The sequence below is a fragment of the Promicromonospora sp. NPDC090134 genome (assembly GCF_044746965.1).
Taxonomy (GTDB): domain Bacteria; phylum Actinomycetota; class Actinomycetes; order Actinomycetales; family Cellulomonadaceae; genus Promicromonospora.
Map to the genome: position 1 here is coordinate 59,652 of NZ_JBIVCZ010000014.1, position 18,617 is coordinate 78,268.

Annotated in this window: 21 protein-coding genes and 1 tRNA gene; 13 read left to right on the top strand and 9 right to left on the bottom strand. The window is 72.3% G+C overall.

Annotated features, from left to right (window positions below; translation table 11 throughout):
- Nucleotides 1-18 precede the first annotated feature (18 nt).
- On the top strand, nt 19-399 hold the full coding sequence (locus ACIPN7_RS27520; protein ID WP_357481569.1) for a helix-turn-helix domain-containing protein: 381 nt from the start codon (nt 19-21) through the stop codon (nt 397-399).
- Here ACIPN7_RS27520 and ACIPN7_RS27525 read toward each other — a convergent pair.
- On the bottom strand, nt 396-1,286 hold the full coding sequence (locus ACIPN7_RS27525) for a helix-turn-helix transcriptional regulator (RefSeq protein ID WP_400549999.1): 891 nt from the start codon (nt 1,284-1,286) through the stop codon (nt 396-398). The genes ACIPN7_RS27520 and ACIPN7_RS27525 overlap by 4 nt on opposite strands.
- Before the next feature lie 103 nt (nt 1,287-1,389).
- On the opposite strand from ACIPN7_RS27525, the gene ACIPN7_RS27530 reads away from it, so the two are divergent.
- Nucleotides 1,390-2,310, top strand: a complete 921-nt coding sequence (locus tag ACIPN7_RS27530) for an oxidoreductase (protein ID WP_400550001.1) — start codon at nt 1,390-1,392, stop codon at nt 2,308-2,310.
- Nucleotides 2,311-2,354: 44 nt separating this feature from the next.
- Here the strand turns inward: ACIPN7_RS27530 and ACIPN7_RS27535 are convergent, their stop codons facing one another.
- On the bottom strand, nt 2,355-2,762 hold the full coding sequence (locus ACIPN7_RS27535) for a carboxymuconolactone decarboxylase family protein (protein ID WP_400550003.1): 408 nt from the start codon (nt 2,760-2,762) through the stop codon (nt 2,355-2,357).
- Between the two features lie 281 nt (nt 2,763-3,043).
- Between ACIPN7_RS27535 and ACIPN7_RS27540 the strand changes: the two genes are divergently transcribed.
- The 4 genes from ACIPN7_RS27540 to ACIPN7_RS27555 are packed head-to-tail and all read left to right on the top strand — an operon-like array spanning nt 3,044 to nt 4,337.
- On the top strand, nt 3,044-3,505 hold the full coding sequence (locus ACIPN7_RS27540; RefSeq protein ID WP_400550006.1) for a hypothetical protein: 462 nt from the start codon (nt 3,044-3,046) through the stop codon (nt 3,503-3,505).
- Nucleotides 3,502-3,711, top strand: coding sequence for a hypothetical protein (locus ACIPN7_RS27545; RefSeq protein WP_400550008.1), 210 nt, complete (start codon nt 3,502-3,504; stop codon nt 3,709-3,711). Before ACIPN7_RS27540 ends, ACIPN7_RS27545 begins: the two co-directional genes overlap by 4 nt.
- 9 nt (nt 3,712-3,720) lie before the next feature.
- Nucleotides 3,721-4,086, top strand: a complete 366-nt coding sequence (locus ACIPN7_RS27550; protein WP_400550009.1) for a hypothetical protein — start codon at nt 3,721-3,723, stop codon at nt 4,084-4,086.
- A 59-nt stretch (nt 4,087-4,145) separates the two neighbouring features.
- A complete protein-coding gene (locus ACIPN7_RS27555; protein WP_400550010.1) occupies nt 4,146-4,337 on the top strand; it encodes a hypothetical protein in 192 nt (63 codons plus the stop codon).
- A gap of 17 nt (nt 4,338-4,354) precedes the next feature.
- Here ACIPN7_RS27555 and ACIPN7_RS27560 read toward each other — a convergent pair whose 3' ends face one another.
- The 3 genes from ACIPN7_RS27560 to ACIPN7_RS27570 all read right to left on the bottom strand — a co-directional run bounded on the left by ACIPN7_RS27560 (nt 4,355) and on the right by ACIPN7_RS27570 (nt 7,263).
- A complete protein-coding gene (locus ACIPN7_RS27560; RefSeq protein WP_400550012.1) occupies nt 4,355-5,278 on the bottom strand; it encodes an LD-carboxypeptidase in 924 nt (307 codons plus the stop codon).
- A gap of 36 nt (nt 5,279-5,314) precedes the next feature.
- Complete coding sequence (locus ACIPN7_RS27565; RefSeq protein ID WP_400550014.1) at nt 5,315-5,749, bottom strand: VOC family protein; 435 nt, start codon at nt 5,747-5,749, stop codon at nt 5,315-5,317.
- A gap of 881 nt (nt 5,750-6,630) precedes the next feature.
- Nucleotides 6,631-7,263 (bottom strand): hypothetical protein, encoded by a 633-nt coding sequence (locus ACIPN7_RS27570; protein WP_400550017.1) that lies wholly within the window; start codon nt 7,261-7,263, stop codon nt 6,631-6,633.
- 65 nt (nt 7,264-7,328) lie between these two features.
- Here ACIPN7_RS27570 and ACIPN7_RS27575 point away from each other — a divergent pair, with 65 nt between their 5' ends.
- Together ACIPN7_RS27575 and ACIPN7_RS27580 are read left to right on the top strand one after the other, a co-directional pair.
- Nucleotides 7,329-7,733: a hypothetical protein gene (locus ACIPN7_RS27575; protein ID WP_400550020.1), complete on the top strand. Its 405-nt coding sequence runs from the start codon at nt 7,329-7,331 to the stop codon at nt 7,731-7,733.
- A 111-nt stretch (nt 7,734-7,844) separates the two neighbouring features.
- Nucleotides 7,845-8,345 carry a tyrosine-type recombinase/integrase gene (locus ACIPN7_RS27580; protein ID WP_400550022.1) on the top strand — a complete coding sequence of 167 codons (501 nt, stop codon included), beginning with the start codon at nt 7,845-7,847 and terminating at the stop codon, nt 8,343-8,345.
- Nucleotides 8,346-8,414: 69 nt separating this feature from the next.
- Here the strand turns inward: ACIPN7_RS27580 and ACIPN7_RS27585 are convergent.
- Nucleotides 8,415-8,501 (bottom strand) — tRNA-Ser (locus tag ACIPN7_RS27585).
- Nucleotides 8,502-8,723: 222 nt separating this feature from the next.
- Between ACIPN7_RS27585 and ACIPN7_RS27590 the strand changes: the two genes are divergently transcribed.
- From ACIPN7_RS27590 to ACIPN7_RS27605, 4 genes are all read left to right on the top strand, one after another.
- On the top strand, nt 8,724-9,347 hold the full coding sequence (locus tag ACIPN7_RS27590) for a DUF4956 domain-containing protein (RefSeq protein ID WP_400550024.1): 624 nt from the start codon (nt 8,724-8,726) through the stop codon (nt 9,345-9,347).
- Nucleotides 9,344-10,159: a polyphosphate polymerase domain-containing protein gene (locus tag ACIPN7_RS27595; RefSeq protein ID WP_400550026.1), complete on the top strand. Its 816-nt coding sequence runs from the start codon at nt 9,344-9,346 to the stop codon at nt 10,157-10,159. Before ACIPN7_RS27590 ends, ACIPN7_RS27595 begins: the two co-directional genes overlap by 4 nt.
- Complete coding sequence (locus tag ACIPN7_RS27600; RefSeq protein ID WP_400550027.1) at nt 10,156-11,757, top strand: carbohydrate-binding domain-containing protein; 1,602 nt, start codon at nt 10,156-10,158, stop codon at nt 11,755-11,757. Before ACIPN7_RS27595 ends, ACIPN7_RS27600 begins: the two co-directional genes overlap by 4 nt.
- Nucleotides 11,758-11,848: 91 nt before the next feature.
- Entirely contained in the window at nt 11,849-12,805 is a 957-nt protein-coding gene (locus ACIPN7_RS27605; RefSeq protein ID WP_400550029.1) for a transglutaminase domain-containing protein, read from the top strand.
- On the opposite strand, the gene ACIPN7_RS27610 is transcribed toward ACIPN7_RS27605, so the two are convergent.
- Nucleotides 12,802-13,686, bottom strand: coding sequence for a Sir2 family NAD-dependent protein deacetylase (locus tag ACIPN7_RS27610; protein ID WP_400550031.1), 885 nt, complete (start codon nt 13,684-13,686; stop codon nt 12,802-12,804). The two genes, ACIPN7_RS27605 and ACIPN7_RS27610, sit on opposite strands and share 4 nt — an antisense overlap.
- 86 nt (nt 13,687-13,772) lie before the next feature.
- Complete coding sequence (locus tag ACIPN7_RS27615) at nt 13,773-14,207, bottom strand: nucleoside deaminase (protein WP_400550127.1); 435 nt, start codon at nt 14,205-14,207, stop codon at nt 13,773-13,775.
- Between the two features lie 178 nt (nt 14,208-14,385).
- On the opposite strand from ACIPN7_RS27615, the gene upp reads away from it, so the two are divergent.
- Nucleotides 14,386-15,021 (top strand): uracil phosphoribosyltransferase, encoded by a 636-nt coding sequence (gene upp / locus ACIPN7_RS27620; RefSeq protein ID WP_026366119.1) that lies wholly within the window; start codon nt 14,386-14,388, stop codon nt 15,019-15,021.
- A gap of 36 nt (nt 15,022-15,057) precedes the next feature.
- Here the strand turns inward: upp and ACIPN7_RS27625 are convergent, their stop codons facing one another.
- The gene (locus tag ACIPN7_RS27625) at nt 15,058-18,525 is read right to left on the bottom strand and encodes a sigma-70 family RNA polymerase sigma factor (protein WP_400550034.1); all 3,468 of its coding nucleotides are present in this window, start codon (nt 18,523-18,525) and stop codon (nt 15,058-15,060) included.
- Nucleotides 18,526-18,617 lie beyond the last annotated feature (92 nt).

Genomic DNA, 18,617 nt, shown 5'->3' on the forward strand with positions numbered 1-18,617 from the left:
CGACCCGAGGAGCGCACGATGGCGAAGGCACCCCGCAACGGCCCCTACATCTGCGGCATCGACGCCGCGCTCGACGTGGTGAGCGGCAAGTGGAAGGGCCTGATCCTCTGGGAGCTCGACGAGCACGGCGTGCGCCGGTTCGCGGAGCTGCGGCGCGGGCTCCCGGGCGTGAGCGAGAAGATGCTGACGCAGCACCTGCGCGAGATGGAGGCGGACGGGCTGGTGCACCGGCGGGTGCACGCCGAGGTGCCGCCGCGCGTCGAGTACACGCTGACGGAGCACGGCCGCACGCTCAACGCCGCGCTCGCGCCGCTCGGGGCCTGGGGTGTGGACCGGCTCAGGCGGGAGCGGTCGGAGCTGGTCGAGCACCGCGACGCGGCGGCGCTGCCGCGGCCCTAGCAGCCCTGGGTCGAACCCTGCCGAGCCGGCGCGGGGCGGTCCGCGTCCATGCCGGCGAGCGAGGCGAGCAGGCGGAGCTGGTCGTCGGCGGCGCCAGGCTGCGGCGTGAAGACGACCATGACCGGGCCCGGGTTGCCGGGCAGCGGGTACGCGTCCCACTCCATCGCGATGTCGCCGACCCTCGGGTGGTGGATCACCTTGGCGCCGTGCACGCTCTCGCGCACGTCGTGCCGCGCCCACAGCCGGCGGAAGTCCGCGCTGCGGATGCTGAGCTCCCCCACGACCGCGACGGCCCGGGGATGGTCCGGGTCGGCCGCGACGGCGGCGCGCAGCATCCCCATGTAGTCGAGGGCGGTGGCCTCCCAGTCCGCGCAGTGCAGCCGCGCCCCGTCGTCGTCGAACAGGGCCATGAGGAAGTTGCGCCGCTCCGGCGCGTGGTCCGCCGGGTCGCCGAGCAGCTCGGCGGCCAGGTCGTTCCACGCCAGCACGTCGAGGTGCCGACCGAGCACGAGCGCGGGGACGCCCATCAGCGGCAGCAGCCGCGCGGTGCTGGCCGGCACCCGGTCCGGACGCCGCTGCACGCGCACGTCGGGCTGCCGTGTCGCCCGCGCCAGCATGAGCATGTGCCGCCGCTCGATCTCGTCCAGCGCCAGGGCGTCGGCGATCGCGTCGAGCACGGCGTCGGACGGGCGCACGTTCCGGCCCTGCTCCAGGCGCTGGTAGTAGTCGGCGCTCAGGCCGGCGAGCAGCGCGAGCTCCTCGCGCCGCAGTCCTGCGACCTTGCGCCGCGGGCCGGGCTCGAGCCCGAGGTCCTGCGGTGTGGTGCGCTCGCGGCGGGACCGCAGGAAGTCGCCGAGCTCGCGCGCGTAGGGCTGTTCCGTGGCCATGGCAACCAGTGTGCGCCTCCGCCCCACGGCCAGGGTGGTCCTGCCAGACCGAGGGAGGCGAGGCCGCGTGGGGGCGGGCCGGCGCCGCCTAGCGTCGCCGACCATGAACACGTGGAACACCTCCGACATCCCTGACCAGACCGGCCGGCTCGCCGTCGTGACCGGCGCGAACTCCGGCCTCGGCCTGGTGACGGCGACCGAGCTCGCGCGGCACGGCGCCGACGTCGTCCTCGCCGTCCGGAACGTAGCGGCGGGCGACGACGCCGCGCACGCCATCGCGGCGGCCGTACCGGGCGCCAAGCTCCGGGTGCGGGCGCTCGATCTCGCCTCGCTCGTGTCGGTGCGGACCTTCGCCGCCCGGATCGCCGAGGAGCTCGGCCAGATCGACCTCCTCGTCAACAATGCCGGGCTCGTGCTCCTGGGGCCGCGGCGGACGACGTCCGACGGCTTCGAGCTGCACCTCGGCACCAACATGCTGGGCCACTTCGCGCTCACCGGGCTGCTGCTCCCGCTGCTCGCCCGCGGGGACGCGCCGCGCGTCGTGTCGCTCAGCTCGATCACCCACAAGACCGCGCACCTCGACTTCGACGACCTCATGGCCGAGCGCGACTTCCGCGCCTCCCCGGCCTACGGGGCGTCGAAGCTCGCGACCACGGTGTTCGGCGTCGAGCTGGACCGGCGCCTGCGCGCCGCGGGCTCGCCGGTGATCAGCACGCTCGCCCACCCCGGGCTCTCCGGCACGAACCTCACACCGCGCGCCTGGGAGGACCGGGGCCGTGCCGGCGGCTGGGTGGCGCGGCTGGGCCTGCTCGTGACCCAGCCGGTCGAGCGCGGCGCGCTCCCCCAGCTCCACGCCGCGACGGCGGCCGGGGTGCGCGGCGGGCAGTTCTTCGGCCCCGCCGGGTTCCGGGAGATCCGCGGGCGCGTCGCGGAGGTGCGGGCTTCCGCCGAGGCGACCGATCCCGCCGTCGGACGGCGGCTGTGGACAACCGCGCAGGAGCTGACCGGGGTGGCGTTCCTCTAGGCTGCCGGGGCGGGCGGCGGACGGTCGCGGGCTTGCGGACCGGATCAGGCCAGCGGCAGCAGGCCGCGCTCGGCGAAGACGCGCTTCGCGGTGGCGACGGCGTTCAGCGCCCGCGGGAACCCGCAGTAGACCGAGCTGTGCAGAAAGACCTCGATGATCTGCTGCGGGGTGAGGCCGACGTTGAGCGAGGCGCCGATGTGCACCTCGAGCTGCGGCTCGCTGCCGCCCAGCGCGGTGAGGATCCCGAGGGTCACGAGCTGACGCTGCCGTGGGTCCAGCTCCGGCCGGGACAGGATGTCTCCGTAGCCCCACGCGACGATCTGGTGCCCGAGCTCAGGAGCGACGTCGGACAGCGACTCGATGACCCCGTGGCCCGCGTCGTCGTGGATCGCGTCGAGGGCCGCCTTGCCCGATGCGAACCGTTCCGCGCGCAACGTCTCGTTCTCCGTCATCGTCTTCTCCTCCTGAGCTACCGGCATGGGTGATGTGGGCTCGATCGATGGGCACCAGGGCAAGCGCCGGTGGGCGCGGGCCCAAGTCCAGCCCATGACAGGCCGGGGATGCAAGATCTCGCGGGTGATATATGCCCTGGTCAACCAGTCTTTCCGAGGTCGCATTCCACCCCGGGGCGGAGGGCGGCCCAGGTCAGGCGGCCCAACGTTCCTGGTCAGGGCCGAACCCGGCATCTCAGTACATCTCGACACCGGGCAAGTCGCGCAGAAAGAATCACCCCATGGACGCGGCGTTGCGGGGGACGGCGGAGCGGGCGCTGGAGCGAGCCCTGGGCCACCAGCGATGGCGCGTCGACGGGGAGAAGGTGATCGCCACGTTCGCGTTCGGTGGCTCCCTCGCGATCAACGCCACGGCCTGGGAGGCCGGCGCCACGACCGGCCTCTGGCCGACGGTGGGCGTTGCGATCCTGGCCCTGGCGGGCGCCGCGACGGTCGTGCTGTACATGGCCGACCGCATCCGCGAACCGGACGTCACGGCCACGCTCGCCCGGTCCCGGCGCGAGCAGTGGGACGCCGCCCGGACCGAGCTCGAGTTCTTCCGCGCCCTGTACGTCCGGGTCGCCTTCAACGAGCACGTGCTCCGGACGACGTACGCGCTGACCTGGGTGTGCGTGGCGCTCTCGGTGCTCGCCCTGGTCGCGGGCTCGCTGGCGATGCTCACGCTGCCGGCCGGGCGCGCATGAGGGACGACGGCCTCAGGCGGGCGGGCTGGGGTCCGCTGCGCTGGCCCTGGGAACGGTGCTGGATCCGGCGGGCCGAGGAGCTGGTGGACCGCGAGCTGGCGCGGTGGATCGACCCGCCGAAGGATGCGCCCTCGGAACCGGACGTCGAGTCGGACGTGGCCGAGCACGTCGAAAATCCTGACGGCTCGGGCGCGCGGCCGGGCTAACGTCGTCCGGTGCACAGGGTGTCGGTGGTCGGAGCGGCCGGGTCGGGCAAGTCCACGTTCGCGCGACGGCTGGCGGCACGCCTCGACGTCCGGCACGTGGAGCTCGTGATGGCGCAGGTGTACCGCCGCACGCTGTCGCTCGCGGTGAGCCGCGCCGAGCTCTGGCCGGGCACGGGCAACCGTCAGCCCTGGGGCGACGCGCTCGCGCCCTGGCGGGAGGGCACGATCGTCCGGTGGTCGTGGGACCAGCGGAAGAGCCACCCCGAGCGCTACGGCGCCGCGATGACCGACCCTGCGAACGCCCACCTGACGTTCCACCGGCTGCGGTCGCGGCGGGAGGCGGACGCATTCCTGGAACGGGCGGCGCTGGGCTGAGTGCGGGACTCGGCGAGACGGCTACGGAGTCACACCGCTCCCGCCAGTACGATCCCTCCATGCCTGCGGACGACGCGAAGTTTGAGGGACAACAGCTCAGTCGATTCGGAGACTCGCCCCGAGAAACATTTGCGAGACGCCAGGTCACCGTGCTCCGGACGCAACTGGGGCAGTTTCGCTATCTTGCCGCCGACTTCCGCAAGGCCGGACGCTGGCTGGCGAACAAGCTGTCGGGCAGCCGCAGGGCCTAGCCTCTGCCGCCCCGGGGTCAGGCGCTCAGCGCCGCGACAGTCAGCGTCCCGGCGTCGGCGTCGAGCTCACACTCGACCCCTAGCGGCACGGACACCGGGTCGTCCAGGTGCCCGAGCGGGAGCCCCGCGAGGATCGGCACGCCGAGCGGGCTCAGCCGGTCCCGGAGCACGTCCAGGACGTTCCATCCGCGGTCCTCGTAGTCGTCGAACCCTTCGAGCGTGCCCACCGCCACGCCCGAGATGCCCGCGAGCGCGCCGGACAGCAGGAGCTGGGTCAGGGCGCGGTCGACCATCCCGAGGCCGACCGTCCGGTTGAGCTCCAGCAGCAGGACGTGACCGTCGAGATCGTTGTCGACGATGCCGACGCTGCGGGCCAGCATCTCGAGGTTGCCGCCGAACAGCGGTCCCGAGGCCGTGCCCGTCGTGGTGAGGTACGCGCCGTACTGGCCGTTGTCCCTGCGCACCGGCTCGCCGCTCCCGCCCGTCAGGAGCCGCCGGACCGTGTCCGCGCGCGTCCCGGCCACCGCGCCGTGGACCGACGGGACGCCGGCCTGGTGCCAGACCTGGTGCAGGGCGGTGATGTCGCTGAACCCGACGAGCGGCTTGGGATCCGCCCGGAGCGCGCCGGTGTCGACGTCGCGCAGGAGGCGGAGGCTCCCGCTTCCCCCGCGCAGGGTGAGGATGGCGCGGACCTCCGGGTCCCGGATCGCGTCGTTGAGGTCCGACGCACGCTCCCGGTCGCCGCCGGCCATGTAGCCGAACCGGTCGTCGGCGTGCTTGCCCAGACGCGCCTTGAAGCCCCATGACTCGACGGTCGCGACGCTCTCCGCCAGCCAGGACTCGTCGCTCCAGCTCGCCGGCGAGACGAGCGCGACGGCGTCGCCGGGCTCCAGCTTCCGGAGGGGTGCTACCTGGGGCCGGGGCTGTGCGACGCGCGACATGCCCCGGACGTTACCCGCTCGGCGCAGGGGCGCCGATCAGTCCGCGGTGATCCCGTGCAGCAGGCCGGTCGTCTGCCCGATCTCGACGAGGTAGCCGTCCGGGTCGCTCAGGTAGCACCGCAGCTCAGCCCCACGATCCTGGGGTTCGGTGAGGAAGTATGCGCCCTTCGCCCGCGCGTCGGCGTAGAACCGTGCGATGTCGGCGACCCGGACGTTGAGGAACGCCGAGACCGGGTCGCCGGGTTCAGGCGGCGTGAGGACGACGTCGGGCTTGTCCGGGGTGGGCCCACCGCCGGGATTCATGATGATCCACGTGTTCGCGACCCGGACGGTCGCGGGGTTCTCCGCCCGGACCACCTGTCCGCCGAAGATGTCGGCGTAGAACTCACGCGACACCGCGACGTCGCGGACGGTCAGAAAGTGGGTCACGACCAGCCCCTGCTCAGGGGCCGGAAAATCGTCGGTGCTCACGCTGCTGCTCCTGTCCTTCGCGGCCTCGGTGAGCCGCCGAGATGTTGACCGGACAGGCGCCGCATCTGTGACCGCTCGGCGGCTTGCTCCATGCGGCTCGTCGTGCGGGGCACTGGAATCACCCCGGACATTCGGGCGGGCGATCTCTCCGACACGTCCTGACCGACCTTCGAGCACACGGTCCTGGCCACCGAACCAGGTTCGTGTCTGATGGATTCGGGGCACGAGAAAGGCCCCCGACCGGCGAAAGCGTAGGTCAGGGGCCTTTCTTACTCGGGTGCGGTAGCGGTGGGGTTGGAGAGGGCCCTTGTACGGCGTTGCACGTGGAACGACACAACCCGGCTGACCTGCGCAGATACCGCAATCACGCTCCGACCGGCTTGGATGCGTTGGCACTGCCTTCGATCGCAAACCGGAGCGAAAACGGGGACTTCCTGGTGCGTTCGGGGTGGGCCGTCGTTCGGCTCCCTGCCACGTTCTTTGTCGGCGTGGTGCCGGGTCAAGGCTGGCGCTTGCGCCATCACGCAGTGACGCGGAGCGGCCTTGACGCGGTGCCTCGTCGATGAAGATCCTCCGAGAGCTGGACGTCGTTCCACTGTTGAGATGACACACTTGCCCCCCCCCCGGCCACGTGTCCGACGTTGGATGGTCTGGCTCGCCGGCGTCGTGCGGGTGGTTGTTAGGCGGGCGCTCGACGTGGCCGGTTACGGGTGCCGGCCGCCGTGACCGTCCGCGATCTGCAGTCCGCCACCGAGGTGCGACTCGCCTGGTGTTCGCCCGCTCGTGGACAACCTCGCGCGGGAACGGCGGGGGCCCGCGGCGGGCGTGCCGGGGCGCGGTGATACTGAAATCGGCCTAGATCCCCCTGACCCCCAGGACGCCTAGTCCCGGAGCACAGAGGAAACCGCGTGCAACAGTCGGTCCTCCAGGACTCCGTGCACCTGGTCGACCCTCAGGTCAACCGCCAGGGCCTCGAACGTCTCATCGTGGAACATGAAGAAGTAGTGCTTAAGCCTCTGCGACCACCCACCTTGGTGGAGGGGGTGGACTGAGTTGATGCGTTCCGCTTCGGCGATCCAGGGCGAGTTGTGGACGATGTGAGGTCCGTATGGTTCGAGTCCTCGGCTGAACAGAGGGTGGCCGCTGATCACTTCGTCGTTCGGGCCGCCGAACTTGGTCGCGTGGCAGCGCTCGAAAGTGAACTCGAGCAGTTGCGCGGGCATTGGATCGGTCGGCGACACGACCGCGGCGTAAGTGCCGTCCCAGCTCGGGTCGACCGCAGATGCGTAGCAGATCAGCACGGCGGCGGACCCGTTCGAGACGAGGTGCGGCAGCGGCGCTCCTGTGTCCCACTGCGCAGCCAGGTCAATCGGTTCGGCCCAGGATTCGCCTCGTGCTGCCGCGAGCTGCCTCTCGGCTTTGGTTAACTCTCTATGGGCGTCACGGTCGGTGTAACCCGAGGCCACCAGCCGATCTCGTGCCGTCTTCACGGCCCGTTTGAGCTCTCGTGTCACCTGCGCATCCTCGCACGTGCCCCTCAACCGCCGGAGGTGTTGAAATCTGGAGCAGGGAGGTCGGTATGTGGTTCCGTCGCACGCCTCGGGTAGAGCCGCTGCCTGAGCCGGACTTTGGGCCGGAATTGGAGCGGTTTCACAACGGGCTGGCGGTTCTGCTGCGCGACGGGGAGCCCGTCGGCCACGTGGCGTCCTCGCTGGGTTACTTCACCACCCGTGGGGGCCGTCAACCGTGGGTATGGCTCGTGGTGGTGTGGAGCGACGGGACGAAGGAGGACTCGGTCGAGGACTACGCGCCGTGGACTTACGTGGCGGAGATGCGTGCGGGCTACTTCGAGTGGACGGATGGCTTCGGGAGGGTGAGGGGCCGTAAGCACAGCCACGTCGGCCGCTATGAGATCGAATGGCTTCCGCGAGACCGCGCCCTGGCGGAGCGAGAACAACTCGGAGTCAGACTCAAAGATTTCTAGGTCGGCGGGGTGCGGCGGGGGTGCGCGTAGGGCGCGCAGCGCCCGGAGCGCGGGGGTCCCCGCCGCGGGCCCCCGTCGGCCGCGCCGCGAAGCGGCGCGCTTGATGCGGAGGTGCCGACGCTCACCGTGACCGGCACGGTGGTTCGAGTCGAGGAGATGACTCCGGCGGGAACGGTCAAGGGTCGACTGGCGCGACAGTCCAAGCCGAAGTCGGACACCTCGCGACGCACGATCACGCTTCCGGACTTCGTGGTCGCGGCTCTCCGAGAGGCGATCGGCCTGGGCCTCGATGGTGGGCCGGACAAACTCGTGTTCCCCTCGACGGAGGGCACGCCCCGCTCCCCCGGCCGCGTTCGTGAGCAGCTGCGCCAGGCTCGCGAGGGAACGGGGATCACAGTGACTCCGCACGACTTCCGTCGGACGATCGCAACGCGGGTCGCGAATGAGACGACCATCGCGAACGCGACGGCGCTACTCGGTCACGCTGACGAAGGAACTACCGTGCGGCACTATGTGAGGCGGACGCACATCGCCCCGGACCTGCGGATCGTCATCGATCAACTCGTCCAGCAGGCAGAGGCCGAAGCCGTCCCGGAAGCCAATCCGGAGTGAAAACGGAGTGCCCGGCATGACGAAGGCCCCCAGATCCGCATGATTCTGCGGTTGGGGGCCTTCGGGGTGCGGTAGCGGTGGGATTTGAACCCACGGTGGACTTTCACCCACACACGCTTTCGAGGCGTGCTCCTTAGGCCGCTCGGACACGCTACCTTCGCCCGCTACCTCAGTAGCAGACCGTAGGAGGATACCCGGTCCGAGCCCGGTTCCACGAATCGGTTCCCCGACGGCGTCCGGCGCACCCCCGGCACGCCGGACAACCTGGCTCCCTGTCACCTCCCAGCGGGCCACAGGCTCAGCCCAGGCGTGCCCCAGGAACCGGCCGGGTCCATGCGTTTACCTCGTGTTCATCACCCCGATAACCCCGGAGATCCGATGAACCAGCTCATGCTCTACGCGGTCGACCTCGTCGCCGTCACCATCCTCACCTTCGCGCTCTACTTCCCGCGACACCGCCGGCGCGACCTCGTCGTCGCCTACCTCGGCGTCAACGTGGGGGTGCTCGCGGTGTCCGCGACGCTCTCCGCGAGCGCCGTCGCCGCGGGTCTCGGCCTCGGCCTGTTCGGCGTGCTGTCGATCATCCGGCTGCGCTCCACGGAGCTGTCGCAGCACGAGGTCGCCTACTACTTCGCGTCGCTCGCGCTCGGTCTGCTGGGCGGGCTCGGGACGAGCGCCGGCTGGCTCGGGCTCGCGGGCAGCGGTCTGATCCTCCTGGTCATGGCGCTGGCCGACCATCCCCGCCTGTTCGCGAGGCACCACAGCGAGCTGGTCGTCCTCGATCGCGCGATCCCCGACCAGAGGGAGCTGGTGGCGCACCTGGAGCAGCTTCTCGGAGCCCGGGTGCACGCCCTGTCGGTGCAGCGCCTGGACCTCGTGAACGACTCCACCTGGGTGGACGTGCGCTACTCCGAGGCGCGTCGCCTGCCGATCGTGACCGACGACGGCACCGGCGCCCCCACCACCCTGCACGAACGTCCTGAGCTGGCGGCGGCCCGATGATCGACGCCCTCGCCCCCGTGACCCTCGACGAGCTGAACGAGGCCGCCGCGCTCCAGACCCGGCGCGACCGCAAGTACGTGCTGACCCCGGACGAGCTCGACGACCTGCTCGCGGCCCTGCCGCCGGCCCGGGTGCTGGAGATCGACGGGTCCCGCACGTTCGCCTACGACTCCACCTACTTCGACACCCCGGAGCTGGACGCGTACCGCCTCGCGGCGACACGTCGCCGTCGGCGGTTCAAGGTCCGCACGCGAACCTATGTGGACACCGGGTCGTGCTTCGTCGAGGTGAAGACCCGCGCGGGCCGCGGCACCACGGTCAAGGAGCGGCAGCCGCACGACGACGCCGACCACCTCGGCCTGGCCCGCGCCTTCGTCGCCGACCGCCTGGCGGACGCCGGGGCGCCGTCGGCCCCCGTGCTCACCCCGACCCTGCGGTCGCGGTACCACCGCACCACCCTGCTGCTCGACGACGCCCGCGTCACGCTCGACATCGGACTCGTCTGGGACCTGCTGGGCCCGCCCGACGCCAGCCACCACGGCACCGGCTCGGACGTCCGTCGCAGCGCCACGATCGGCGACCTCGTGGTGGTCGAGACCAAGACCGCCGCCGGCTCCGGGCCCTCGTCCGTGGACCGCCTCCTGTGGCGGGCGGGCCACCGGCCCGACCGCATCTCCAAGTACGCCACCGGGCTGGCCGTGCTGGAGCCCGGCCTGCCGGACGCGCCCTGGCGGCGCCTCGTCCGCCGTCTCGCCGTGAGCACGCCCACCACCGCACGACACATCCTGACCAGCGAGAGGACCTCAGCATGAAGATCCGCCGACCCCGCCCCGTCCTGACCGCCACGATCTCCGGCGCCCTGGTGCTCGGCGCCCTCGCCGGGTGCAGCGCGGCCACCGCCGGGACCACGAGCAGCACGGACGCGACCACCACGACGACGATCTCGGAGGTGGCGACGACCACCGACGACGCGCTGGCCGACAACGAGGACTACACGGACCTCGCGGCCCTCGCCGACGAGACCTGGGACACCGCGGACGAGACCACCGTCTCGCTCGCCGGCGACAGCGCCACGGTCTCGGGCGACGGCGCCACCGTCGACGGCTCCACCGTCACCATCACGGCGCCCGGCACCTACCGGATCAGCGGCACCCTCGACGACGGTCAGGTCGTGGTGAGCTCCGAGGCCGACGGCCTCGTGCGGCTCGTGCTCGACGGTGCCGACATCACCAGCTCGACGGGTTCCGCCGTCGCGGTCACGCAGGCCGACGACGTGTCCGTGGTGCTCGCGGACGGCTCCTCCAACAGCCTGACCGACGCCTCGACGTACGCGGACACCAGCGAGGACGCGCCGAACGCCGCCCTGTTCTCGGCCGACTCGATGGTCGTCTCGGGCACGGGGTCGCTGGACGTCACCGGCAACACGAACGACGGGATCTCCTCGAAGGACGGACTCGTGATCGCGGGCGGCGACATCACCGTCACCGCGGTGGACGACGGCGTGCGCGGCAAGGACTTCCTGGTCGTCACCGACGGCACGCTCGACGTCGACGCCGAGGGCGACGGCCTCAAGGCGGACAACGAGGACGGCACGAACGACGACGGCGAGACCGTCGGCTACGCGGCGCTCCTCGGCGGCACCGTCACCGTCGCGTCCGGCGACGACGGCGTCCACGCGGAGAGCGACCTCGTCGTCGACGGCGCCGCGGTCACCGTCGCCGAGTCCGTCGAGGGCCTGGAGGCGGCGCACATCCTGGTCGTGAGCGGCACGGTGGACGTCACGTCGTCCGACGACGGCTTCAACGCCGCGGGCGGCACGAGCACGACGACCGACGAGGCCCAGGGTGAGGCACCCACGGGAGGCGAGCCTCCGGCGTCGGGCACCATGCCGGACGGCGAACCGCCGCAGGGCGGTGGCGGTGGCGGCGGGGGCGGCATGCCGGGCGAGGCCGCGGGCGACTACTCGCTGGTGATCACCGGCGGCGACGTCACGGTCGACGCCGGGGGCGACGGCCTGGACTCGAACGGGACCCTGACGGTCTCGGGCGGTGACGTCACGGTGCTCGGCCCGACGGACGGCGGCAACGGCACCCTGGACAGCGCCGGCGCGCTCACGGTGCAGGGCGGCACGCTGCTCGCCGTCGGCACGTCGAGCATGCTCCAGACGCCGGGCGACGGCTCGGAGGGCTGGGTCGCCGCGACCTTCGACACGCTGGCCGCGGGCACGGACGTCACCGTGGTCGACTCGTCCGGCACCACGGTGGCCAAGGTGGCCCTGACCAAGGACACCCAGTCCGTGGTGCTGGCCGCCGAGAACGTGACCACGGGCGAGGACTACACGATCCAGGCCGACGGCGCGGACGTCACGACGGCCACGGCGGGCGAGGCCCCGGCCACCACGGGGCGCTGAGACACCTCACCCGGCGGAATCCCCGGAAAGGGGGTGGGATTTCGCCGGGGGTGCGGGGTAGTGTTCCGGACACCGCCGAGGGAGGACACCGATGCCCGCGCCCACGCTCTTCGACTACGCGGACCACAGTCCGTACTCGAACCCCGGACACCACACCGGATATTTCACCGAGCTGAGCACCGACCCGGAGTCGCTGCACCGGTTCGCCTGCACCGCCGTCGTGCACTACCGGGCCGACAGCCCCACGCTGACCGAGGCGCAGAAGAGCGACCCCGACCGGCGCTGGCTCACCTCGATCCTGGACGCCGCGGAGCTGCGCGCGCCCCTCGACGGGCCGCGCACGCAGGCGCAGCAGGTCGCCGGGTGCTGCCGGGACCACACGCTGCTGACGCTCGGCGTGCTGCGCACGCACGACGTGCCAGCGCGGTCCCGGATCGGCTTCGCCACGTACTTCGTGCCGAGCTGGAACGCCGACCACGTGGTGGGCGAACGCTGGGACGGGAAGCGCTGGGTGCGGTTCGACTCCGAGCTCGACCAGAAGGACTTCGACTTCGACGTGCACGACATGCCCACCGGGCCGGAGTCGCCGTTCGTGACGGCGGCGGAGGCGTGGCTGGCGATCCGAGCCGGGAGCGTCGACCCCGCGACGTACGGCGTGACGGCGGACGTGCCGTACCTGCACGGCAAGGACTTCGTGCGGTACTACGTGCTGTACGAGGTGGCGCACCGGCACCGCGACGAGCTGCTGCTCTGGGACCTCTGGGGGCCGGAGCTCGGCACGTCCTACGTCCGCGAGGCCGCCGGCGGCCAGGCCACGGCGTGGGTCCAGGAGGCCGGCCTGCCGGGCGCCGAGATGTCGGACGCCGAGTTCGACGCCGTGGCCGACGAGCTCGCCTACCTGCTCGTGGCAGCCGACTCCGGGGACGGCGAGGCCGCCGACCAGCTCGCCGAGCTGTACCACGGGGACTCGCGGCTGCACCCGGGCAACCGCGTGCTGACGCTCTCCCCCACGGGCCACGGCGGCATCACGGACCTCACCACGCGCTAGGCGGGCGGCGGTAGGCGACGGACCAGCTCCTGCAGGACGTCGCTCGTCCCGGCGTCGACCTTGACCGTCGCGTACTTGTCCCCGCGGGTGATGCCGCGGTTCACGATGACGACGGGCTTGCCCGCATCGGCCGCGTGCCGCACGAACCGCAGCCCGCTCATCACGGTCAGCGACGAGCCGGCGACGAGCAGCGCGTCGGCGGAGTCGACCAGCGCGAACGCCCGCTCGACCCGCTCGCGCGGCACGTTCTCGCCGAAGTAGACGATCTCGGGCTTGAGCACGCCCCCGCAGAACTCGCAGGGGGCGGGCTTGAAGTGCGCGGTCGACTCGATGACGGCGTCGGCGTCGGGCGCGATCTCCACGTCCGCGACGTCGCCCACGGACTCCAGGAAGCCCGGGTTGAGCTCGGTGAGCCGCTCGGCGAGGTGGGTGCGCGAGATGACCCGGCCGCAGTTCAGGCAGATCACGCGGTCGTATCGTCCGTGCAGGTCGATGACGTTGCGGGAGCCCGCGTCCTCGTGCAGCAGGTCCACGTTCTGCGTGATGATCCCGGCGAGGATCCGGCGCTCCTCCAGCTCGGCGAGCGCGCGGTGCCCGGCGTTCGGCGCGGTGCGGTCCACGTGCTGCCAGCCCACGTGGTTGCGCGCCCAGTAGTGCCGGCGGAACTCCTCGTCGCCCACGAACTGCTGGTAGGTCATGGGGCTGCGGGGCGGCGAGTCGGGGCCGCGGTAGTCGGGGATGCCGGAATCCGTCGAGACCCCGGCGCCCGTGAGCGCGGTGATCCGGAGGCCCGAGAGCACGTCCACGGCGTCGTCCACGGTGGTGCGGGCGACCTCGACGGGCTCGGGCTGCCACGTGGTGGGGCGAGCTTGAGGGAACACGCCTACGAGGGTATGCCGCCGAGTGCCCGGCGCACCCGTGGTGTGTTGGATTTCGCACCGTGGTCCGTGGCGCCGGTCGGTGTGACTCAGCCCCGCCGCGCCTCGAAGAACTCCCGGAGCAGCGCCCCGCACTCGTCCTCGCGGAAGCTGCCCAGCACCTCGACCTCGTGCAGCGCCCGCTGGTCGCGCACGAGGTCCCACACCGAGCCCGTGGCGCCGGCCTTCGGGTCCCACGCGCCGAGGACGAGCCGCCGCACCCTCGACTGCACGAGGGCGCCCGCGCACATCGGGCACGGCTCCAGCGTGACCACGAGCGTGCAGCCGGACAGCCGCCATTCGCCGCGCGCGGCGGCGGCCGCCCGCAGGGCGAGCACCTCGGCGTGGGCGGTCGGGTCCCCCGTCGCCTCCCGCTCGTTGTGCCCGACGCCGATCACCTGCCCCGCCTCGTCGAGCACCAGGGCACCCACCGGCACGTCGCCGGTGTCCAGGGCACGCCGGGCCTCGTCGAGGGCGACGCCCATCCACCGTTCCCAGTGCGCGCGGCGCTCGGCGGCGCTCAGGCCTGCTGTGTCAGACACACAGGTCACCCTAGTGACCCGCGGGTCTGACAACGCGGCGTGCGGGGCCGGAGTGTGGGACTGGCGACTTTCCGGGCCTCCGCACCGCGCCGCCGTTCGACCGCCCGGTAGCGTTGGCCCCATGCGCCTTCACGTCGTCGATCACCCCCTGGTCGCCCACAAGCTGACCGTCCTGCGGGACGAGACCACGGACTCGCCCACCTTCCGCCTGCTGGTCGACGAGCTGGTGACGCTCCTGGCCTACGAGGCCACGCGCGAGATCGCCACCGAGCCGCACGAGGTGAAGACGCCGATCACCACCATGACAGGCACGCGCCTGGCGTCCCCGCCGCCGCTGGTGGTGCCCATCCTGCGGGCCGGCCTGGGCATGCTGGACGGGATGAGCCGCCTGCTCCCGACGGCGGAGGTCGGCTTCCTCGGCCTGGTGCGCGACGAGGAGACGTTCAAGGCCGTCACGTACGCGAACCGCCTGCCCGACGACCTCACCGGCCGGCACGTGTTCCTCATCGACCCGATGCTCGCCACGGGCGGCACCTTGGTCGCGGCGATCGACTACGTGCTGGAGCGCGGCGCGCGCGAGGTCACGGCAGTCTGCCTGCTGGCCGCCCCGGAGGGCATCGCACTCCTGGAGGAGCACGTGGGCGACCGCGCGAACCTGTCGGTCGTGGTCGCGGCCGTGGACGAGCGCCTCAACGAGAAGGCCTACATCGTGCCCGGCCTGGGCGACGCCGGGGACCGGCTGTACGGCATCGTCTGACGCCGGCGTGGCGCCCCGCCCGGGGCGCCCCGGGCGCTAGGCCTGCTCGGCTTCGGAGTCCGCGGGCTCGCAGCCGTGGCGGTCGAGGCCCATCAGCCGCCGCCAGGGGCTGTCCGTCGGCGCCCTGTTCAGGGTCCGGGTCGTGAGCGCGGCCGGCTCGGCGGACGGGTCCGCCGTCGGCTCGCAGGTGGGCTCGGGGAGCACGCAGTTCTCGCCCTTGACGGCGAACGACTTCTCCACCGTGAAGGAGGTGCCCTCCAGCTCACGGGTCAGCCGGACGGTGACGTTGCCGTCGAGGGTGAACAGGGGCTGGTGGGGCAGCACGAACGTCGTCGACCCGGCGGGGACCACCTGCTCCTCGCTCGTCGCACCGGTGGCGTCCTGCACCAGCACGCCGCGCCACTCCCGGCCGGTGCCGTTCTGCACCGTCGCCGCGATCTGCACGTTCTGGTCGACACACTCGGCCGCGGTCTCCACCGTGAGCTGCTCGGCCGTCGGCCAGGTCACGTCGGCACAGGACTTGAAGGCCACGTCGAGCTGGTCGAGCGTCTGGCCCGCCGCCGTCAGCGCCACGGTGCCGGTGCCCCAGACCACCGGGAACTCGATCACCTCGGTCTGCCCGGCGGGCACGGTCCGGGTGACGTCCCCGACGTGGAACGGCACGGGCAGGGTCGAGGCCGTGTTGTCGGCGGTGACCTGGAAGGTCTGCACCGAGCGGTCCTGCTCGGCGTCGAACACGCAGGGCTCGGCCGCCATGGTCTGCTCGCCCGCTGCCGGCTGGATCTGGGCGGCGGCGAAGGACCGCGTCGGGTTGTTGGCGGGGGTGCTCACGGCGTCGGCCAGGTCGCCGTCCGAGTCCGCGACCTCGCGGGAGAGGTGGAACGTGACGTCGCCCGCCGGCATGTGGGTGCGGTCGGTGTTCACGGAGAGATCCATTGAACCGCCCGCCGCGACCGGCACCTTGACCGACTTGAGCGTGTCACCGCCCACCGGCACCGACATGACGGCCAACACCGACTCGCTGCTCTTGTTCGTGATCGTGCCGACGACGCCCACGGTGCCGCCGGAGTTGGCGGTCTGCACGCTCGTCTCCGTGTCCCACGCGGGCTGGTAGCAGTCCACCGAGCGGTGGTCACCGGCGGCGACGCGGGTCTCGTAGGCGTTGCCGTCCACGTCCGTGGTCAGCACGAACGTGGCCTGGCCGGCCGGGACGCGCAGGCCGTCGTGCACCGTGACCCGCGCGGACTCGCCGGGCGCCACGTCCTTGCCCGTGGCCTCGCGGCTGCCGGCCGCCTCGAGGGCGACGCGCACGACGCGCTGGGTCGTGTTGGTGTAGCTGCCGATCACGGCGGCGTCGGCCTTGTCGACCCCGCCCTCGGCGAGGCAGGACGCGGTCACGGTGCCCACGCCGGCACCGGCATTGGCCCAGGCCGAGGTGGCGACCAGCGTGGCCGAGGCGGAGCGTGCGCTGCCGGCGAGGACCGGCCGGACGTTCGCCACGCCCAGCTCGGCGGGCTGCGCCGTGGACGACGCCGCGGTGGTCACGTTCAGCGACAGGTCGACGGCGCCGTTCGGCTCGATCTGCGCCGACGACAGGTAGGACCCGGAGACCGGCGTGCAGAGCCAGGAGTTCGGCAGGTCACCGGCCCCGCACGAGAGCTGCGCCTGCTCCGACGCCGGCTTGACGCCGTCGGGCAGGGAGACCTCGACTGCCCAGCCGGGGCCTACCGTGCGGTCACCGGTGCTGACCAGGGTGACGGGCAGCGGGGCCGAGCCGGGGCTGGACAGCGAGACGTCCCTGGTCTGCGCGGACAGCTCCGGACCGAACGCTGCGACCGTGCGGCTCGGCAGGTCGGCGTTCATCGGCTGGAGGCCGTCGGCCCAGACCTTGGCGCTCACCGGGTAGTCTCCGCCGGCGTTGGCCTGCACCGGCACGACGACGCTGCGCGTCGCGCCCTGCGCGAGCTCGCCGATCGAGCAGAGCACGACGTTGGCCCGTTCGGTCGGCGCGCAGCCGACCGGGGCCTCGACCGGGACGGAACCCTCGGTGGCGGGCGTGCTGGGCGACGCGCTCGGCGACGTCGGCATCTCGATCTCGCTGGTGGACGAGCCCGCCGAGGCGTCGGCCTTCGACCCGGACGACGTGTCGCCGGCCGCGCCGGGCGTCGGCGTGGCCTCGGGGGTGGGCGTCGCGCTCGCCGCGGGGCGCACGGTGCCGGCGACCAGACGGCCGCCGATCCCCGTGCCGAAGGAGCCCTCCGGCTTGGCGGCAGCGAGCCCGTCCGGGAGCGTGACCTCGACCTGGGTGCCCGTCGCGTCGGCGGCGCCCGTGTTCTCCACGGTGAACCACAGGTTCTGGTTCTGCCGGGGTGTCAGCGGCTGCGCGGCGTCCGCGTAGTCGACCTCGATGTACGCGGTGTTCTCGTTCGGCACCACGTCGGTGGGCAGCACGGGCTCGCCGCCCTTGACCCCCTCGGCGGGACCACCACCCGGCAGCTCCCGGGCGTCGTTGGTGGCGATCACCGTGTCGATCAGCGGGTCTGCCTCGGGCGGCGCCGTGATCTGCAGCGCCGCGACCAGGCCGACGGCTGCGACGGCGAGCGCGCCCGCGGCCACGCTGCCACCCGTCGCGGCGGCCGCGGCCGAGGCGACGGCACCTGCGGTGGTGGACACGGCGGACGACACCGCGCCGGAGAACGAGCCGCTCGACGCCGCGCTCATGGCGGAGGCGGAGTGCGCGCCACCGGCCGCGGCGCCCGCGCCGGCCTTCCCGGCGACGACCATGCCGCCGATCGGGGCGCCGGCGCCGACCAGGGCGAGGCCGCCCGCGCCCAGCACCAGCGGGGCGATGACGGTCTTCATGCCGTGCGCCACGTCGTGCAGCTCGAGCACGAGGGCGCTGCAGGTGGCGCAGGTGGACAGGTGCTCGTCGATCTTGATGGTCTCGCGCTTGGACAGGCTCGCTCGCACGTACCCGCCGAGCAGCGGGTTGACGGTGCGGCAGGTGTCGGACGGCGCGTGCGTCAGGTGCTGCTGGAGGTACCCGGCCCGCAGCGCCTCCTTGGCACGGTAGAGCAGGGCGGACACCCCGTTGGGGCTGAGGCCGAGCACGGGTGCGACCTGGGCGGGCTTGAGCTCGTCCACGAGCACGTACCAGAGGACCTCACGCCACCGCTCCGGCAGGTCGACGTAGGCCTTGGCGATCACGCTGCGCTCGAAGCCCTGGAGTGTCGGGTCGTCCTTCGAGGCCACCCGGCCGAGGACGGACTCGATCTCGTCGTCGGTGCTCGGACGGGTGCGCGCGGCGCCGCGCGACACGTCGAACGACCGGTGGCGGACCATCGTGTACAGGTAGGGGCGGAACCCGGCGTCGGGGCCGACCCCGCGGCGCAGCATCTCGAACAGCTTGCTGAACGCGTCGGCGACGACGTCCTCCGCGTCAGCGGCCGGGACGTACTGGCGGGCGAGGGCCCGAGCGGCGGCCGAGTGACGCTCGTAGAGCACGCCAAAAGCATCACGGTCACCTGACCTGACCTGCAGAATCAGTTCCGCGTCACTCGGGGTTTCCCCTGCGCTGCTCTCGACTTGCCTCACGT

Excerpts from the sequence above, each read along its gene's own strand:
- ACIPN7_RS27520 (WP_357481569.1), top strand. The coding sequence starts at position 19 with ATGGCGAAGGCACCCCGCAACGGCCCCTACATCTGCGGCATCGACGCC.
- ACIPN7_RS27525 (WP_400549999.1), bottom strand. The coding sequence starts at position 1,286 with ATGGCCACGGAACAGCCCTACGCGCGCGAGCTCGGCGACTTCCTGCGG.
- ACIPN7_RS27530 (WP_400550001.1), top strand. The coding sequence starts at position 1,390 with ATGAACACGTGGAACACCTCCGACATCCCTGACCAGACCGGCCGGCTC.
- ACIPN7_RS27535 (WP_400550003.1), bottom strand. The coding sequence starts at position 2,762 with ATGACGGAGAACGAGACGTTGCGCGCGGAACGGTTCGCATCGGGCAAG.
- ACIPN7_RS27540 (WP_400550006.1), top strand. The coding sequence starts at position 3,044 with ATGGACGCGGCGTTGCGGGGGACGGCGGAGCGGGCGCTGGAGCGAGCC.
- ACIPN7_RS27545 (WP_400550008.1), top strand. The coding sequence starts at position 3,502 with ATGAGGGACGACGGCCTCAGGCGGGCGGGCTGGGGTCCGCTGCGCTGG.
- ACIPN7_RS27555 (WP_400550010.1), top strand. The coding sequence starts at position 4,146 with ATGCCTGCGGACGACGCGAAGTTTGAGGGACAACAGCTCAGTCGATTC.
- ACIPN7_RS27560 (WP_400550012.1), bottom strand. The coding sequence starts at position 5,278 with ATGTCGCGCGTCGCACAGCCCCGGCCCCAGGTAGCACCCCTCCGGAAG.
- ACIPN7_RS27575 (WP_400550020.1), top strand. The coding sequence starts at position 7,329 with ATGTGGTTCCGTCGCACGCCTCGGGTAGAGCCGCTGCCTGAGCCGGAC.
- ACIPN7_RS27590 (WP_400550024.1), top strand. The coding sequence starts at position 8,724 with ATGAACCAGCTCATGCTCTACGCGGTCGACCTCGTCGCCGTCACCATC.
- ACIPN7_RS27595 (WP_400550026.1), top strand. The coding sequence starts at position 9,344 with ATGATCGACGCCCTCGCCCCCGTGACCCTCGACGAGCTGAACGAGGCC.
- ACIPN7_RS27600 (WP_400550027.1), top strand. The coding sequence starts at position 10,156 with ATGAAGATCCGCCGACCCCGCCCCGTCCTGACCGCCACGATCTCCGGC.
- ACIPN7_RS27605 (WP_400550029.1), top strand. The coding sequence starts at position 11,849 with ATGCCCGCGCCCACGCTCTTCGACTACGCGGACCACAGTCCGTACTCG.
- ACIPN7_RS27615 (WP_400550127.1), bottom strand. The coding sequence starts at position 14,207 with ATGGGCGTCGCCCTCGACGAGGCCCGGCGTGCCCTGGACACCGGCGAC.
- upp (WP_026366119.1), top strand. The coding sequence starts at position 14,386 with ATGCGCCTTCACGTCGTCGATCACCCCCTGGTCGCCCACAAGCTGACC.